Annotated in this window: 20 protein-coding genes; 9 read left to right on the forward strand and 11 right to left on the reverse strand. The window is 43.7% G+C overall.

Features of this window, described 5'->3' with window-relative positions:
* Positions 1-15: 15 nt before the first annotated feature.
* The 9 genes from JOD21_RS08475 to JOD21_RS19565 all read left to right on the forward strand — a co-directional run bounded on the left by JOD21_RS08475 (position 16) and on the right by JOD21_RS19565 (position 10,947).
* Complete coding sequence (locus tag JOD21_RS08475; RefSeq protein ID WP_204729198.1) at positions 16-1,344, forward strand: ABC transporter substrate-binding protein; 1,329 nt, start codon at positions 16-18, stop codon at positions 1,342-1,344.
* Between the two features lie 167 nt (positions 1,345-1,511).
* On the forward strand, positions 1,512-2,789 hold the full coding sequence (locus tag JOD21_RS08480; protein ID WP_204729362.1) for a carbohydrate ABC transporter permease: 1,278 nt from the start codon (positions 1,512-1,514) through the stop codon (positions 2,787-2,789).
* A 15-nt stretch (positions 2,790-2,804) separates the two neighbouring features.
* Complete coding sequence (locus JOD21_RS08485) at positions 2,805-3,626, forward strand: carbohydrate ABC transporter permease (protein ID WP_204729199.1); 822 nt, start codon at positions 2,805-2,807, stop codon at positions 3,624-3,626.
* Between the two features lie 180 nt (positions 3,627-3,806).
* Positions 3,807-4,535 carry a ThuA domain-containing protein gene (locus JOD21_RS08490; protein ID WP_204729200.1) on the forward strand — a complete coding sequence of 243 codons (729 nt, stop codon included), beginning with the start codon at positions 3,807-3,809 and terminating at the stop codon, positions 4,533-4,535.
* Between the two features lie 3 nt (positions 4,536-4,538).
* Positions 4,539-5,561 (forward strand): Gfo/Idh/MocA family protein, encoded by a 1,023-nt coding sequence (locus JOD21_RS08495; RefSeq protein ID WP_204729201.1) that lies wholly within the window; start codon positions 4,539-4,541, stop codon positions 5,559-5,561.
* A 9-nt stretch (positions 5,562-5,570) separates the two neighbouring features.
* Positions 5,571-6,608, forward strand: a complete 1,038-nt coding sequence (locus JOD21_RS08500; protein ID WP_204729202.1) for a Gfo/Idh/MocA family protein — start codon at positions 5,571-5,573, stop codon at positions 6,606-6,608.
* 209 nt (positions 6,609-6,817) lie between these two features.
* A complete protein-coding gene (locus tag JOD21_RS08505; protein WP_041123625.1) occupies positions 6,818-7,786 on the forward strand; it encodes a sugar phosphate isomerase/epimerase family protein in 969 nt (322 codons plus the stop codon).
* Between the two features lie 401 nt (positions 7,787-8,187).
* Positions 8,188-9,876: a methyl-accepting chemotaxis protein gene (locus JOD21_RS08510; protein WP_204729203.1), complete on the forward strand. Its 1,689-nt coding sequence runs from the start codon at positions 8,188-8,190 to the stop codon at positions 9,874-9,876.
* Between the two features lie 240 nt (positions 9,877-10,116).
* Complete coding sequence (locus JOD21_RS19565) at positions 10,117-10,947, forward strand: STAS domain-containing protein (protein ID WP_204729204.1); 831 nt, start codon at positions 10,117-10,119, stop codon at positions 10,945-10,947.
* A gap of 35 nt (positions 10,948-10,982) precedes the next feature.
* On the opposite strand, the gene gvpU is transcribed toward JOD21_RS19565, so the two are convergent.
* From gvpU to gvpQ, 11 genes are read right to left on the reverse strand one after another with little or no spacing between them, the layout of a single operon-like run.
* Complete coding sequence (gene gvpU, locus JOD21_RS08520; RefSeq protein WP_204729205.1) at positions 10,983-11,360, reverse strand: gas vesicle accessory protein GvpU; 378 nt, start codon at positions 11,358-11,360, stop codon at positions 10,983-10,985.
* A 19-nt stretch (positions 11,361-11,379) separates the two neighbouring features.
* Positions 11,380-12,708, reverse strand: a complete 1,329-nt coding sequence (gene gvpT, locus JOD21_RS08525; RefSeq protein ID WP_204729206.1) for a YtxH domain-containing protein — start codon at positions 12,706-12,708, stop codon at positions 11,380-11,382.
* A gap of 27 nt (positions 12,709-12,735) precedes the next feature.
* Positions 12,736-13,041 (reverse strand): gas vesicle protein, encoded by a 306-nt coding sequence (locus tag JOD21_RS08530; RefSeq protein ID WP_039811961.1) that lies wholly within the window; start codon positions 13,039-13,041, stop codon positions 12,736-12,738.
* Between the two features lie 15 nt (positions 13,042-13,056).
* On the reverse strand, positions 13,057-13,341 hold the full coding sequence (locus JOD21_RS08535; RefSeq protein WP_039811964.1) for a gas vesicle protein K: 285 nt from the start codon (positions 13,339-13,341) through the stop codon (positions 13,057-13,059).
* Entirely contained in the window at positions 13,307-13,579 is a 273-nt protein-coding gene (locus tag JOD21_RS08540; protein WP_039811966.1) for a gas vesicle protein, read from the reverse strand. Before JOD21_RS08540 ends, JOD21_RS08535 begins: the two co-directional genes overlap by 35 nt.
* A gap of 12 nt (positions 13,580-13,591) precedes the next feature.
* Entirely contained in the window at positions 13,592-14,395 is an 804-nt protein-coding gene (locus tag JOD21_RS08545) for a GvpL/GvpF family gas vesicle protein (RefSeq protein ID WP_204729207.1), read from the reverse strand.
* Between the two features lie 2 nt (positions 14,396-14,397).
* On the reverse strand, positions 14,398-14,658 hold the full coding sequence (locus tag JOD21_RS08550) for a gas vesicle protein GvpG (RefSeq protein ID WP_039811970.1): 261 nt from the start codon (positions 14,656-14,658) through the stop codon (positions 14,398-14,400).
* Between the two features lie 5 nt (positions 14,659-14,663).
* The gene (locus JOD21_RS08555) at positions 14,664-15,422 is read right to left on the reverse strand and encodes a GvpL/GvpF family gas vesicle protein (RefSeq protein ID WP_204729208.1); all 759 of its coding nucleotides are present in this window, start codon (positions 15,420-15,422) and stop codon (positions 14,664-14,666) included.
* A 22-nt stretch (positions 15,423-15,444) separates the two neighbouring features.
* Complete coding sequence (gene gvpO, locus JOD21_RS08560; protein WP_204729209.1) at positions 15,445-15,711, reverse strand: gas vesicle protein GvpO; 267 nt, start codon at positions 15,709-15,711, stop codon at positions 15,445-15,447.
* 26 nt (positions 15,712-15,737) lie between these two features.
* A complete protein-coding gene (gene gvpA / locus JOD21_RS08565) occupies positions 15,738-16,004 on the reverse strand; it encodes a gas vesicle structural protein GvpA (protein ID WP_204729210.1) in 267 nt (88 codons plus the stop codon).
* Between the two features lie 15 nt (positions 16,005-16,019).
* On the reverse strand, positions 16,020-16,415 hold the full coding sequence (gene gvpQ, locus JOD21_RS08570) for a gas vesicle protein GvpQ (protein WP_204729211.1): 396 nt from the start codon (positions 16,413-16,415) through the stop codon (positions 16,020-16,022).
* Between the last annotated feature and the right edge of the window lie 4 nt (positions 16,416-16,419).

Here is a 16,419-nt window from a genome sequence, read left to right on the forward strand (position 1 = left end):
AGGGGGCTTTACTTTATGAAACTTTGGAACAAAAAAGTTGCCGGCGCTACTGTACTGACAATGAGCTTACTTCTTGCAGCATGTAGCGGAGATGATGAAGCAACAGACACTGGAAATAACGACGCAGGTTCAGACACAGGCGGAGATGATGGCGCTACTGAAGAACAGGAACAGGTAACGATCACTTACGCTGCCGGTGTTGACGTAACTGGCGCAACTGATGTCCTGATCGAAGAGTTTGAGGCTCAAAACCCGAACATTGATGTTGAATATCGTGAAATGCCTGCAGACACAGGCGCTTCTCATGACCAGTACGTAACAATGTTCAGTTCGCAGGATGCTTCTATTGACGTGTTCGACGCAGATGTAATCTGGCCGGCTGAATTCGCCCAGGGTCAATACGCACTTGAACTTGACCGCTTCATTGAAGCAGACGGCATCAATATGGATGACTACTTCCCGGGTACAGTTGCTTCAGGTCAATTTAATGGCCGTCAGTATGCAATGCCTAAGTTCACCGATGCAGGGCTTCTATACTATCGTACAGATATCGTAGAAACACCTCCAACTACTTGGGATGAGCTGATGACGATGGCTGCTGAGCTTCAGGGTGAAGCAGGAACTGAGTTTGGCTACCTGATGCAGGCTAATCAATATGAAGGAATGGTTACAAACGCGATTGAATTCATCGCTTCACACGGTGGACAAGTTGTTGATGAAAACAACGAAGTCGTTGTAAACAGTCCTGAAACAATTGCAGGGATTCAGACAATGATCGATATCGTTAACTCTGATTTCGTACCAAGCAATATCTTAAGCTTCCAGGAAACTGAAACAAACAATGCATGGGTTGGCGGACAGTCAGTATTTGCCCGGAACTGGCCTTACATGCAGTCAACTTCAGCTGACGAAGAAGCTTCTGAAGTTGCAGGCAATGTAGGATTCGCAACACTTCCTGAAGGGGATGCAGGAAGCGCGGCAACACTTGGCGGATGGATGACAATGATCAACCGTTACTCTGAAAACCAGGAAGCTGCATGGGAATTCGTTAAATTCATGACTGGTCCAGAGGGCCAGACAATCAGTGCAGTTGAAGGTGGACGCGCACCAACAATTGAAGCACTTTATGAAGAGCCTGAAGTTCAGGAAGCTGCGACACTATTTGCTAATGAGCAGTTCGTTGAAACACTTCAAAACGCTGTACCAAGACCGGTAACACCGATCTATCCACGTATTTCTGACATTATGCAGGTTCAGCTTTCACAAGCACTAGCTGGAGAAATTACAGCTGAAGAAGCTGCTGCAAACATGCAGGAAGAAATGGAAGCAGCAATGGCAGAATAAAAGCGGAAGGCGCCCGTTTAGCTCTTAAAAAGTAACAGGCGCTAAATGACAACAGGACGAAGGGGGGGTGTTTTTCACCTCCCCTTCTCCTGATTAAAAACAATCTATGAAAAAAGTAGGTGAAACCGTTGAAGTTTCAATTGAACGAAAAACAGCTTGGTTATGCAATGGTCGCGCCCGCTCTGATTCTCGTTATCCTCGTTACACTTTGGCCGGTTGCGCAGTCATTTTATAACAGTTTATTTGATTACCGGCTGAATGACCCTTCCCGATCAGAGCGTTTTCTGAGCTCAAATATGGACCTTGAGCGTTATGCGAATGATTACTTTTACCTCTCAAGAGATCTTGAAGCATTAGAAGGCCAGGCTCCTGATCCGGATGATGCTGCAGCTGTAGCTGAGATCAGCCAGGAATTTGAAGCTTATCACGCAGAACTTCTTGAAATGGATGGTCTGGCGGAACAGTATGAAGAAGTTGAAGGCATGATTGCTTCTTTTACTGCGATTGCAGACCGCGAATTGAAATACGCTTCAGTTGAAAATGACTGGGCAGAAGGTTTTAAAGCCTTTTTGGACGATGCAAGTGAACAGCTGACGACAATCTCACAGAATACTGAAAGCGAAGAGTTCTCGGTAACTGCCGGGAACGTAGCAGGTTCCCTTGATTCAGTCAATACAGCCGTTATTGAATCAAACTTTATTGGATTCGATAACTATCAACGTTACCTGACGGATAGCCGTATGTGGCAATCCATGTGGAACACTTTACTCTTTACGATTACTTCAGTATTTGCAGAACTTGTACTCGGTCTGATGATCGCACTTCTGATCAACCGTGCATTTGTCGGACGCGGAATTGTTCGTGCTTCTGTATTGATTCCGTGGGCGATCCCGACAGCAGTTGCCGCAATGATGTGGGGCTTCCTGTACGATGGACAGACGGGGATTGTAGCTCATTATTTTGAACAATTCGGTTTAATTGACGATGCTTCTGTTCTTCTATCTACCGGAGCAGGCGGTATGTTCTCTGTTATCTTTGCAGATGTATGGAAAACAACACCGTATATGGCACTTCTGTTACTTGCAGGGCTCCAGACCATTCCAGGATCGCTTTATGAAGCAGCTGAAGTGGATGGCGCAGGAAAGTGGCAGCAATTCTGGAAGGTTACACTTCCTCTATTAAAGTCTGCAATACTTGTTGCCTTATTATTCCGTACGCTGGATGCCTTCCGCGTATTCGACCTGATCTTCGTACTTACAGGCGGCGGACCGGCGAATGCGACTGAATCAATTTCAATCTATGCGTATATTACCCTCTTCTCTCAATCTAACTTTGGAGCGGGTTCAGTATTATCAGTTATCGTATTTATCTCAGTAGCGATTATCTCAACACTGTTTATCAAATTCATCGGGTCGGATTTGTTTGCCGGCAAAACGGGTCGATAAGGAGGAGGAATCAAGATGAACAAACGTGCAGGAATAGGCTTCTATATTTTTCTCGTCGTGTTTGTATTTTTCGTGATGTTCCCTTTCATCTGGGTTTTCCTCACGTCGATCAAACCGCCGGGTGAAATTTTCAACAACTTCAGATGGTTCACATCTAGTCCATCACTTGAATCGTATGATAATGCGATTAATAACCGTCCACTCTTCAGATATATGTGGAACAGTTTCGTTGTATCAACGCTGACAACATTAATCGCCATTGGATTTGCGTCAATTGCAGCATACGCACTGACACGTCTGCCAATCCGGTTTAAAGGAGTTATTTTAGGGATCATTTTAGCAGCATCCATGTTCCCGCAGATTGCGATTATCTCGCCAATCTATAACTTTGTAACAGCAGCTGGTCTACGTAACAGCTATATGGGTCTTGTGATTCCGTATATTACGGTCTCCCTCCCTCTTGCAATCTGGATTCTCGCAACCTTCTTCCAGAAGATTCCGTGGGAGCTTGAAGAATCAGCAAAACTGGACGGGGCATCTCCTTTCCAGACATTCAGAAAAATTATTTTCCCGCTTGCAGCACCTGGTGTGTTCACAACAGGGATCCTTGTATTCATCGCAGCGTGGAATGAGTATTTATTTGCACTAACGATTAATACGTCTGATGAATGGCGTACAGTTCCGGTTGGAATCTCGTTCTACCAGAGTCAGTTCACGATTCCTTGGGGAGATATCTCAGCTGCGACTGTTCTTGTAACCATTCCTATTGTTATACTGGTACTGATTTTCCAAAGAAGAATTGTTGCCGGACTGACTTCAGGTTCGGTGAAAGAATAATAATGAGCGTGCCGGGTCCATATGAGGTCTCCGGCCCTCTTTATCATTCAAGTTGAAGTAAAGGATGCAAATATTTACTTCTCAGTTGATAAATCTGTTAAAGTAGAGGAAGCGGTTGCATATACAACCTTCCCTATTTTAAGAGCGCTTACAGCGATAATTAAAGGAGTGTTTCAAGGTATGAATGTTACAGTTTGGAATGAATTTAGACACGAGAAAAAGCATGATGCAGTAAAGGAGATTTATCCTGACGGGATCCATCGCGTCATTGCAGATGCACTTGCTGAGCACGGATATGACGTGAAAACGGCTACATTGGACGAGCCCGAGCACGGACTGACTGAAGATGTGCTGAATAACACAGATGTTTTGCTGTGGTGGGGACACCTCGCGCATGATGAAGTCGATGATGCAATTGTTGAGAAAGTGCAAAAGCGTGTATGGGAAGGTATGGGCCTGATCGTCCTTCACTCTGCTCACTTCTCTAAAATCTTTAAGCGTCTGATGGGTACAGGATGTGACCTGAAATGGCGTGAAGCAAATGAACGTGAGCGTCTATGGGTAGTTGATCCGAGTCACCCGATCGCTGACGGCATTGGCGAATATATCGAGCTTGATGAAGAAGAAATGTACGGTGAGCATTTTGATATTCCTGCACCGGACGAGCTGATTTTCCTGAGCTGGTTCCAGGGCGGCGAAGTATTCAGAAGCGGTGCAACATTCAAGCGCGGCAACGGAAAGATCTTCTACTTCCGACCGGGTCATGAGACGCATCCGACGTACCATAACAAACAGATCCAGAAGGTAATTGCTAACGGTGTAAAATGGGCAGCACCAACAAAGCGTGACTACCCTGTATACGGAAATGCAAAGCCGATCGAAAAGCTTGAAGGATACAAGGAGGACTAATCAATGGCTAAATTAAAAGTTGGTGTTGTAGGTGCCGGCAGTATTGCAAAGCACCGCCACCTTGCAGAATATGCATCAAATGAAAATGTAGAAATCGTAGCAATCTGTGATATTAATGAAGAACGTGCAAAAGAAATGGCTAAAAAATTTGGTGCTGCGCAAACGTTTACAGACTATAAGGATCTTGTGAAACAGGACCTTGATGCAGTCAGCGTCTGCACGCCAAACTACCTTCATGCGCCTGTCTCGATTGCAGCACTTGAAGCGGGCAAACATGTATTATGCGAAAAGCCGATGGCAACAAGCGAACAGGAAGCAGACGATATGATCGCAGCTGCTGAAAAAGCAGGTAAATTGCTGATGATCGGACATAATCAGCGCTTCGTTGCATCACATCAGAAGGCAAAAGAATGGCTCGCTTCAGGTGAGCTTGGCAAGGTTTACAGCTTCCGCACTGCTTTTGGGCATCCTGGTCCTGAAGGCTGGAGTGCTGACGGAAAAGACAGCTGGTTCTTTAAAAAGGATGAAGCATTTATCGGCGCAATGGGTGACCTGGGCGTGCATAAAACTGATCTGATCCGCTACATATTAGGTGAAGAAATGACAGAGGTAGCGGCAATGGTTGAAACAAGCGCAAAGCAAAACGCAGATGTGGATGACAATGCCGTGCTCGTATTGAAAACAGAAAGCGGTATTATCGGAACACTTGCAGCAAGCTGGTCTTACGTTGCTGAAGATAATGCAACAGTTATTTACGCTGAAAAAGGTGTACTGCGCCTTGAAGACGATCCTGAATATTCAGTTGTCCTTCAAAAAGCAGACGGGACGAAGGAAGAACTTTCACTTGGCAAGATCCAGTCAAATGATGAAGGCGGTCAGGTATCAACAGGCGTCATTGATCATTTCGTGGACTCAATCCTCTCAGGCAAGCAGCCGCTGATTAACGGTGAAGAAGGTAAACGCTCTCTTAAAGTCATTTTAGGAGCGCTTGAATCTAACAAATCCAAACAGATTGTTAAGTTATAGGTGATCGATATGGATAAATTAAGAGTTGGTATTATTGGAGTCGGAGGCATCGCGGTATCGCGGCACCTCCCCTCCTTTCTTGCGTTAGGAAACGACGTTGATGTAACAGCGGTATGTGATGTGAATGGCGAGCGGGCAAAATCGGTCGCTAAAGACTATCAGGTTCCCTACCATACAGATGACTTCCATCAGATTTTTGATAAAGTGGACGCTGTTACGATCTGTACACCGAATAAATTTCATGCTGAAATTGCCATCGCTGCACTTGAAGCAGGCAAGCATGTGTTATGTGAAAAGCCGATGGCGATGACAACAGCAGAGTGTAAAGCGATGATTGAAGCATCTGAAAAAGCTGATAAGGTCCTGATGATTGCTTATCACTATCGTCATACAAAAGAAGCAGTAGCAGCTAAGCGCTTCATTAATGCCGGTGAAATCGGGCGACCACTCGTCTCACGCGCACAGGCGATCAGACGCCGTAAAGTGCCGGGCTGGGGCGTATTCACCAATAAAGATCTGCAGGGCGGCGGTAGCCTGATTGACTTTGGCTGTCATTTCCTGGACCTCGCCCTCCACTTAATGGATTTCCCTGAAATTGCTGAAGTCTCAGGTGCTACGTACAACGAACTGAGCCGTCAGGACGATGTTGTCAACCAGTGGGGTAAATTTGATCCGACCACGTTTGAAGTTGATGATCACGCGACTGCTTATATTAAATTTAAAGATGGTGCTACGTTATTATTTGAAACGTCGTGGGCTGCAAACCTTGCAGATGACCAGGAGACGGTTACGGTTTCAGGTACAAAAGGCGGCCTTGATGTATATCCGCTGAAATTATATCAGGCGAAATACGGTATGCTGCTTGATCAGGAGCCTTACTGGATCTCTGACGATGAAAACCCTGGACTTCCCCAGGCATATAACTTCCTTGAAAGCTGCCGTGGTAATCAGCAGCCGCTTGTGAAGGCTGAGGAAGCAATGATTGTGTCAAAAGTAATTGAAGCGATTTATGAGAGCAGTGAGACCGGGAAGTCGATCAGGTTTTAGGCGGCTTTATTAAGAGCCAATTGTTGTTTTTTCACAGCTGATGATTGAAGCGTAAGGGGGCGACTCCTGCGGAAAAACGATCGGGAAAGACCCCGCAGAGCAGTGACCTTCTGCTCGAGGAGGCTTGAGCGTTCGTCCGCGGAAAGCGTCCCCCTGAAGCTGAAATCACAGCCAACTTATAAAGAGCCAAAAATTAAGGAGGCTATCTTATGAAGTTAGGTGTATTTGCAGTATTATTTGCACAGAAACCATTTGAAGAAATGCTTGATTATGTGAAGGATTCAGGTCTTGATGCAGTTGAGATCGGTACAGGCGGGTATCCGGGTAATGATCACTGCCCGATTGATGAGCTTCTTGAAGATGAAGGCAAGCGTAAGGAATATCTTGAAAAAGTAACGTCACGCGGTCTGACAATCAGTGCATTCAGCTGTCACGGTAACCCTGTCAGCCCTGATGCAGCTTTCGCGAAAGAAAGTGATGAAGCGCTTCGCAAAACGATTAAGCTTGCAAAACTGTGCGGTGTTCCAGTTGTTAATACATTCTCAGGTACGCCTGGTGCCGACGCTGACGCAAAACATCCCAACTGGCCGGTTTCACCATGGCCAAATGAATACGGCGATATTATGAAGTGGCAGTGGGAAGAAAAATTGATCCCTTACTGGAAAGAAATCGCTGAAATTGCGAAAGAAGCAGATGTAAAAATCGGTCTTGAACTGCATGGCGGATTCTCTGTTCACACGCCATATACGATGCTGAAGCTTCGCGAAGCGACAAATGAGTATATCGGTGCGAATCTTGACCCGAGTCACCTCTGGTGGCAGGGAATTGATCCTGTTGGTGCAATCAAAATTCTTGGAAAAGAAAATGCAATTCACCACTTCCACGCAAAAGACACGTACATTGACCAGGACAACGTAAACATGTACGGTTTGACTGATATGCAGACATATGACAAAATCCAGACGCGTGCATGGAGCTTCCGTTCAGTTGGAATGGGACACCCTGCAGACGAATGGGGCCGCATCATCAGCGCACTGCGCACTTACGGCTATGATCATGTCGTCAGCATCGAACATGAAGATCCAATCATGAGCATCGAAGAAGGCTTCCAGCGCGCAGTACAGACGCTGAAGTCAGTGAATATTAAAGAACAACCAGCAGATATGTGGTGGCTATAAGAAAAGCGGAGGCAGGCGTTTAGGGGCGTATGCGGTGGACTGAAGCGGATTGAGATAAAGGAAACACAGTGAACGAAGTGAACTGATGTTGACTTATCTTAAGGAGCTGAGGGAACCGCACTAGCCCCTGCCTGCTGAAGCTGGACACCTGAAAAGCGGAGACGAGCGTTTAGCTGGTCTATAATGCATAAAACTCTAAAAACCACCATTAAAATATACTTTTAAAACTCAGCGTGCATATGTGCGCTGATTTTTTTATTTTAAATCATTCACTATCTTTTTTGTCAGTTAATCCATTCATCTTTCTCTTCTAAAAGGAATACAATTTTCTATAAAACTGTAAATAAATTATTTCGCCTGACGATATATAATGGAGTACATATTGAAAAGGTGGATAACATATGAAATTTAGCTTAAGTACTAAAATCAACCTAATGATGGTTGCATCTGTGTTCTTTATTACTGTCAGCCTGGGGAGTCTGGCAGTTTATCAAATCACAAAAGGAATAAAAGAATTTGCAGTTGAAAAAGCAGCCAGTGATCTTACCATGAGTTACAGCTACATTGATGCTGCTTACCCTGGCGATTGGGAAATCAGAGGGGATCAGTTGTACAAAGGAGAAACACTGATTAATGGGAATGACGATCTGGTAGACCGGATTGGAAATGATACAGGTGATACCGTTACTTTCTTCCAACAGGATACACGGGTTGCTACAAACGTCATGACTAACGGAGAGCGTGCGATTGGTACCACCGTATCAGATCAGGTAGCTCAAACCGTGCTTCAAAATAACGAGAATTACTACGGTGAGGCTAACGCAGCCGGTAATATTTATCAGAGTGCTTATATGCCTATTTTGAATGCTTCAGGTGAGACCATTGGTATTTACTATGTTGGCGCCCCACAGGAACTGATTGACGAGACCATATCGTCATTTCTGATCACGCTTGCCATCATTGTGGTTGCGATTCTTCTGCTTGTGCTTACTGGCGTGTTTTTATTCACCCGTCGTTTGAAAAAACGTATGGCCGCTGTTTCAGGAGCGATAAAGCTTGCCGGAGAAGGAAACTTCACAGAAGAAGTTCATGACCGTGGCGGTGATGAACTGACTGACCTTGCTGAAAGTTATAATAAAATGAAGAACAGCCTGGCAAAAATGGTCTCTGAAGTATCGCAGGTTTCTGAACAGGTGGCTGCCGCTTCTGAAGAGCTTACAGCAAGTTCAGAAGAAACGAGCAGAGCAACTGAAGTGATCTCAGATACGATCCAGGAAGTTGCTTCAGGCGCTGAAGATCAATCTGAAAATGTCAGACAGGCTGAGCAAAGAATGAATGAGGTTTCAAAAGGTGTGCAGTCGATTTCCGATACTTCTTCACAGATTTCAGAAAAAAGCAGACATGCTACTGAAAAATCACGCGCTGGCGATCAACTTGTAGAAAGTACAGCAAATCAAATGAACACGATACATCATTCTGTGTCAGAAAGCAGCAGAGTAATGAGTTCCCTGGACGAAAGATCAAGACAGATCAGTGAAATCTCAGGTGTCATTTCAGGTATTGCTGACCAGACAAACCTGCTTGCACTGAATGCTGCGATTGAAGCCGCAAGAGCTGGGGAGCATGGAAAAGGTTTTGCCGTTGTAGCAGATGAAGTCAGAAAACTGGCTGAGGAATCACAGCAATCATCTTCCAAGATCTCTGAACTCATTGCAGATATTCAGTCAGACATGACTCGTTCCACTACTGCTTTTGATCAAGTGATAGGTGACGTCAACGAAGGACTTGACATGATTAAAGATACCAGAAGTAATTTTTCAGAAATACTTACTTCTATGGAAGATATAGAAGACAGCATTTACAGAATGGCAGATACTGCTAAAGATATCTCATCAAATGCAACGGGTGTCGCAAATTCAATTCGCGATATTACGTCAGTATCACAGCGTAATACTGATCATTCACAGACAGTTGCTGCATCTGCTGAAGAACAGCTTGCGTCCATGGAAGAAATCAGCTCGTCTGCTGCCGTGCTTTCTGATATGGCGGTCAGCCTGCAGGAGCAGATGTCAGGATTTAAAACTAAGTAATGGCGTACAATTGCAAGTTACCCAAAACCTTCCCAGACTTCTTCTGCGGGAAGGTTTTTTCATGCATATTATACAGGTCAAGTGACACTATGCGGCGAACAGGACAGGTTATAACGCGAACCTCACACCTACGCCCCACCCATATAGCGAACAAGACCTATTTTCACCGAACCACTCTCCGTTATGTAGCCATATCCCCTTCCATCAAGTAAAATAAAAACAAAAAAGGTGTGAACTGCTGTGCCTCATCTTGTGAAATTTGCAGAATACGTGAGTGGTCATAAGGCGGAAATGGCCGAAGAAATTGTTGATGCTGTTATTAACAGAGCGAACCTGACGATATCAGCTGAAGAGCGTAAAGGCGCGATACAAATGTACAAAGACTTCCTTACATTTTTAGGTGATATTGCTGAAAAGCACCGTACGACTGCCCCTGATGCACTCATCAGCTGGAGTAAGGAAAATGCGGCAAGGCAGGTTGCTGCAGGCGGAAAGATTTCAGAAATCATCGTCCGGTACCAGCCTACCCGTGAAGTCTTTATTGAAGTGGTAAATGAAATTGGAGAACAATTGAAGCTCTGTATTAAAGAACAGTCAGAGATTATTAAAAAAGTTGATCTTTTACTCGACACAAGTTTAAATGAGACTGTTTTTGCCTATGAAGCGATGACGGAGCGTATGGAAGAACGCTATCAGGAAGAGGCCGCCAGACTGTCTGCACCAATTGTTCCTGTAAGAGAAGGCGTGGTTGTGCTGCCGCTGATCGGTGAGATGACAGCTTTCCGGGCAAGATACATATTGGAAAATGTACTGCCTGAACTTGCAGGTTCTGATATTCATTATGCCATTATAGATTTTTCAGGCATCACGCCTGTTGAGATTGAGGTAGCGCAATATTTGAATCAGATGAAAGGAATGCTGCAGCTGCTTGGTGTGCAGGTGCTTGCGACAGGATTCCGCCCTGATACAGTGAAATCCCTTGTTGACAGCGGACTGGTTGATTTTAAGAATACACGTGCATTTACGACAGTGAAACAGGCCCTTGACAGCCTTGAAAAAATAAATATCTAAATAATCAGAGCGCCCGTTTAAGGACGCTCTGATTTTTATTTGGCATTACTTGACGAAATCTTACCAAGGAAAAATCCATCAACTTCATCAAGTTTTCCCCGCCATAAGATCTTTCCTTTTGATGGCGTGGCTTTGCTGTCACCATTATAGATTTTAGTATCTTTAAGATGAATAAAATTTGCTTCTGAACCAGCATTTGATTCAGCATTTTCTCCTGTCTCAGAGAGTTGTTCTGCGAGCTTTTCGGCCACTTCATTTCCTTCAGCAAATTCTTCACTTAACGATTTGAAATATTCTCCGGCAGAAATCATTGTCCCTGTTACGACAGCTCCATTTATATTCAGACTGATATCCAGTGTAAATTCATACTTGTTTGCTGCCTGTACAAACGATTCCAGTACATTATCTTTCATCTTCACTGCCCCTTCCTGACTATGATTTCGTGTCGTCGTTACTCGAAACGGTTGTACCGCCTGATTTCTTCGTTGTACTCTTCTTTGCGGGTGCACGTTTCTTTCTTGGCTTACTTTTAGTGCTAGTGCTTTTAGCTGTTGTTTTCTTCGCTGTCGATTTTTTTGCGGGTGCTTTCTTTTTAGTTTCTTTTTTATCTTCTTCGTCTTCTTTATCTTTTTTTGCTTTTGTATCTTCTTCGCCTTCTACTTCTTCATCGTCGTCTTCTTCGCCATCGTCGCCTGTATCTTCGTCTTCTTCGTCATCATCTTTCTCGTCATTCTTTGCTTTTGTATCTTCTTCCTCTTCTACTTCATCATCTTCATCGCTGTCGTCCTTATCTTCTTCATCTTGCTCTTCATCTTCGTCTTCTTCATCTTCAGCATCATCGTCGTCGTCATCTTCATCGTCTTCATCTTCGCCATCATCTGAAGATTCTTTTTCATCCTTCTCGTCTTCGCTCACATCGTTGTCATTTTCAAGCCCGCTGTCTTCTTCATCTTCCTCGTCTTCATCATCGTCATCACTCTGACTTTCAGCAAGCTGAGCAATCATTTTCTCAAGGCTGTCGAGTCTCTTGTGTACATCATCATTTGCATCTTTACCTTTTTTCTTTCTCTTTCTCTTTTTCTTCTCTTTCTTTACTGCTTTGTCATCCATATTTTCAAGCTTGTCTTTATCTTTATCCTGATCTTCATCGTCCTCGTCGTCTTCAACGTCAGGATCTTCACCTTCAGCAATTTGAGAGATCATTTTTTCAAGTCGATCGAGTCTCTTGTTGACATCGTCATTTGCATCTTTACCTTTTTTCTTTCTCTTTCTCTTTTTCTTCTCTCTTTTTACTTCTTTATCATCCATATTTTCAAGCTTGTCATTATCGTCTTCGTCATCATCATCTTCACTATCTTTACCTTTTTTATCTTTCTTGCCTTTTTTCAGACCAGAATCAAGGTATGTTTCCTCACCATCTTCTTCATCCTTGTTCACTTCTGAAGATACATCTGCATCTTCCTCGTAATCATCGTCTTCATCTTTATCTCTGCTAAAAAGACTTTTCGCAGAATGCTTAATTGAATCAGTCGTTTTTTTAGATTTTTCTTTTGCTGCCTGGGTAATATCAGAGCTTTTAGATTTTAGTTTGTCAGCATCCAGACCGCTGATGATTCTCTTGCCGTTTTGTGGTGTAGCAAGGTAACCGATTGAAGCCCCAAGCAACCCCCCCGCAATAGAGCGTCCAATTGTACTTTTGCTCTTACCTGATGATTCTTCGCCGTTATTTTCCTGACCGTTTACTTTTGTCTCATCCGCCATGTTAACTTCCTCCTGTAAAATAAAAATTTATTTTGTTTCCAGTTTATTTTCGAGTGCCTGTAACCGTTCTCTGAGTTCTTTATTTTCCTGTTCAATTGCTTTCGTGTTATGATCAATTGCTTTTGAGCTTAAGTAAGGATCAGACTCCCACCAGTCGAGACCAATTTCCTTTGCCTTATCCACTGAAGCGACGATGAGTCTGATTTTTATGGTGATCAGTTCAATATCAGCAATACCGACTGTAATATCTCCTGCGATCACGACCCCTTTATCAAGCACTTTTTCAAGGACATCCACAATCGTACTTGATTGCATATTATGTTCAACTGCCATTGGGTACCCTCCTGTTTAAAGCAGACTGCCGAGCGGACCGAGGTCGATATTCAGATCTTCTGCTTCTAACCCGAACACCTCTCTCAGCTCTTCCATTTTTTCTTCAAGGTTCATCAGAGCTTCTCCAAGCCTCTCAATTTCCTCATCAGACAATGTACCGCCTTCTACACGTCGGATGGCGTGTCGTTCTACGATTTGTCTGAGCAGCTCGACGACTGTAAGAACGAGCTGGGCAAGTCCATGCTCTGCTTTATCGGGGTCGAGGTTAATCGTTCCGCTTTTCGGATTGACCTGTTGCATCAATGAGCGCCTCCTTTTGCATATCAAATTGCGCTGATGTAACTGTTTTACCTTCAGCCTGAGCTTGAACGAGTGATTCTACTGAAGCAACGAGCAGTCTCAGATCAAGGTAAACAAGATCAATTCCTGCAATGGAAATAATGAGATCTGCCTTAATTGCTACTCCCTTGTCAAGAATGACATCAAGGATATCGATCAGTGCAATTTCTTTATTTTCTAAATCATCTCTAAGTGACATTGTGTGTCATCCTCACGTTTGGAAACTTGAAAAATGGTAGGCAGGCCATGGACCGGATGCTTCGAGCTGCCACCCTGTTTCCTTCATTTCCTGATCATATGACTGCACTTCTTCAAGAAACCTTTCCACATCTTCTTTTGAAATTAAGTACACGCTGTTCCAGGTCATTTTTTTATCGGCTCCGGTTACCTCACTGCTCCATGTACGTTTTACATTTCCTTTTAGTACAAGCTTTTTCAATGCTTCGTGCACACGTTCGCTGACCCGGTTCTTCTCTTCTTCAAGCTCAGTTTCCACCAGCTTGTCGAGTTTTTTCAGTTCGAAAAACTGCTTGCCTTTAGACAGCTGGCTGATCTCCTGACGCTTTTGCTCTATAACCGGATTACTTTTACTGATCTGCTCTTTCAGCATCTGGTCATCACAATAGATTTTAAGATTCCATTCTTCATTGCCTGTGAGCAGATCAAAGATATCATTCATCTTGGATCCATTTTCAGTCAGCGTCTGCTTCAGGCTGTCCTCGCTTTTATAGATCGTGCTGAATTTTAACGGAATGACTGTATACAGCTTTGAAAGAGCAAGCACCGTTTCATGGTGGTGAAACGCTTTCTCCTGAAGCCACTGCATATCGTTTTCAACCTTATCCTTCAGCACATCCTCGTTATAATCTTCTGCATTGAGCGAACAGATGACAGCAGTGATCGCCCCTGCCTGAATGGTGTGCAGTTTCCCTTCACCGTCAAACCCTGTAAGATCAGGGAGTGTAGTCATTTCTTTAGATGGAACACATGCATATAAATAAAGCAATTCCCCCATAATCACCCTTCTTTCTTTTCAGTCATCCGCTCCCACTGTTCGATCTCACGCTGTTTTGCGATTTCGTACCGGATGAGGAGCTCCTCTTCTTTTTCCTGATAGACTTCTTCAGGAATTTCTTCTAGCTCATACATCATTTGGAGCTGGATCAGCTTCTGCTGAATCGTATTTAAATCATATAGTTCCTTATCTGCTTCTTCTTTTACTTTCTCGCCGATTTTAATGACCATGTTAATCGGTGCACTCACCAGTTTATGAATCACGGTTATCAGCCGTCCTCCACTGTTAATTTGATGTTCACGAAGTTATAAGCCGCCCACGGTCCACTGTAGCTGAAGTCAATTCTGTCCTGCCATCTGTCATGGATTTCATTCACCTTTTGATCAAATGCCTCTTCTTTGTCACGATCGATTAAGAACGCTGCATTTAGCAGCATCTTTTCACTGATTGGATCATTCTTTTTTGAAGCGACTGCAATGTCATTCAGCGGTTCGAACATCTCTCTTTCCATTTCTTTCTGCAGAGATTTAAAGAGATTCTGTGCGGCACCGCCAAGCTTAATCCGGTCATAATACGCAGCAGCTTCAGACTTTCCTGCAGTTGATTTCTGCGCCTTACTGATCTCAGGGTTTTCCCTTGCCTGCTGCTCAAGCCAATCCTGCTTGCCGATCGCTTTTAAGCCAACTTCGATTTTCCCTTTGATCTCAGGAAACAGCTTTTCAAACTGCGGATACAGATTCTCAAGCAGTACAGCTACATCATCATCCGTTTTAAAAACGTTTCCAAAGCTGACCGGAATGACTGTATCATTTTGCTCCATCACCTGTGATACGACTTTTTGATGCATCATCAGGTTGTCTTTTTTCGGATGGTAAATCTTCATAGGCGCTTTAGCAGCAACCATGGCTGCATTTTTATAATGAATTGTATATAATTCGCGTTTTTCGCCCTCAAGCTCTACCGAAAGACCTTCGATCGGCTTGTCTGTCTGAATCCCGCAAAATATATAAGTACCTGTCTCACTCATGAAAACGGCTCCTTTTCACACATTACTGTTCAATATTCACTGCGCTTCTGTAGCGGATCTCCCGCCTGACGAATGAAATGATTTCAGCGTTCTTATTCAGGTAAACATCGTATACGCCAACCATCTCATCCTTTGCATAGCGCTTCATATATTCCTTTTCTTCAATCACTTCAACAACAAGCTTCCAGCCTTCATTTTCAGTCTGTTCAACTGCTGTAATCTTGTGAACAGGTGCTACATGCTCATCGAAAAAGTCTGAAGTATTCTTCATAATTTTTTTGATTTCCATCACCATCTCCGCCTAACGTTCAAGAATTATAGACTGAATCCTGCTTCGCTCCGGTCTCTGCTGCCAGAAAGGAATCTGCCTTCCTCCTGCACATCGTCACGCAGTAATCCAACTGCTTCTGCATATCTTAACCAAGTGTCCACACTTGCAATCACGATACGTGCTTCTATTGTCAATATTTCAATTCCTACAACTGACACACGGACGAATGCGTCAATCACAATCCCTTTATCTAAAATGCGGTCAATTACCTCTGCTAAACTTGAGCTGTCTGTACTTTTTTGAATGGCCATGTTAATTTCCCCTTCCTAATCTTCATCTTCTTCAATATCCGAATAATGTTTAATATCATAAGAACTTTTAATATCGTTCGAGCTTTTCACGTCACGATAGCTTTTCAGGTTGCTGATGCCTTTAATATCATTAATGCCTTTGACTTTTTTACGTTTTTTCTTACCTGATACTTTTTCCTGAAGCTCTTCGCCTTTTTCAGTGGCGTCACCCAGCTTGTCTTTTACTGAGGTGAGCGCATTCTGTGCTTTTTCTTTAGCGGATTCTGCTTTGCTGTGTACTTTATCAGCATTATCATTTTTCGCATTTCTCAGTTCTTCTGAGGCATCCTCTGCTTTTTCCTGCATGTTTTCAACCATGTTGTCCTTCGCCTTCTCGACAACTTTACCTGCGATCTTGCTTTTAATAGACAAACCT

The sequence above is a fragment of the Jeotgalibacillus terrae genome (genome assembly GCF_016908195.1).
Classification (GTDB): domain Bacteria; phylum Bacillota; class Bacilli; order Bacillales; family Jeotgalibacillaceae; genus Jeotgalibacillus; species Jeotgalibacillus terrae.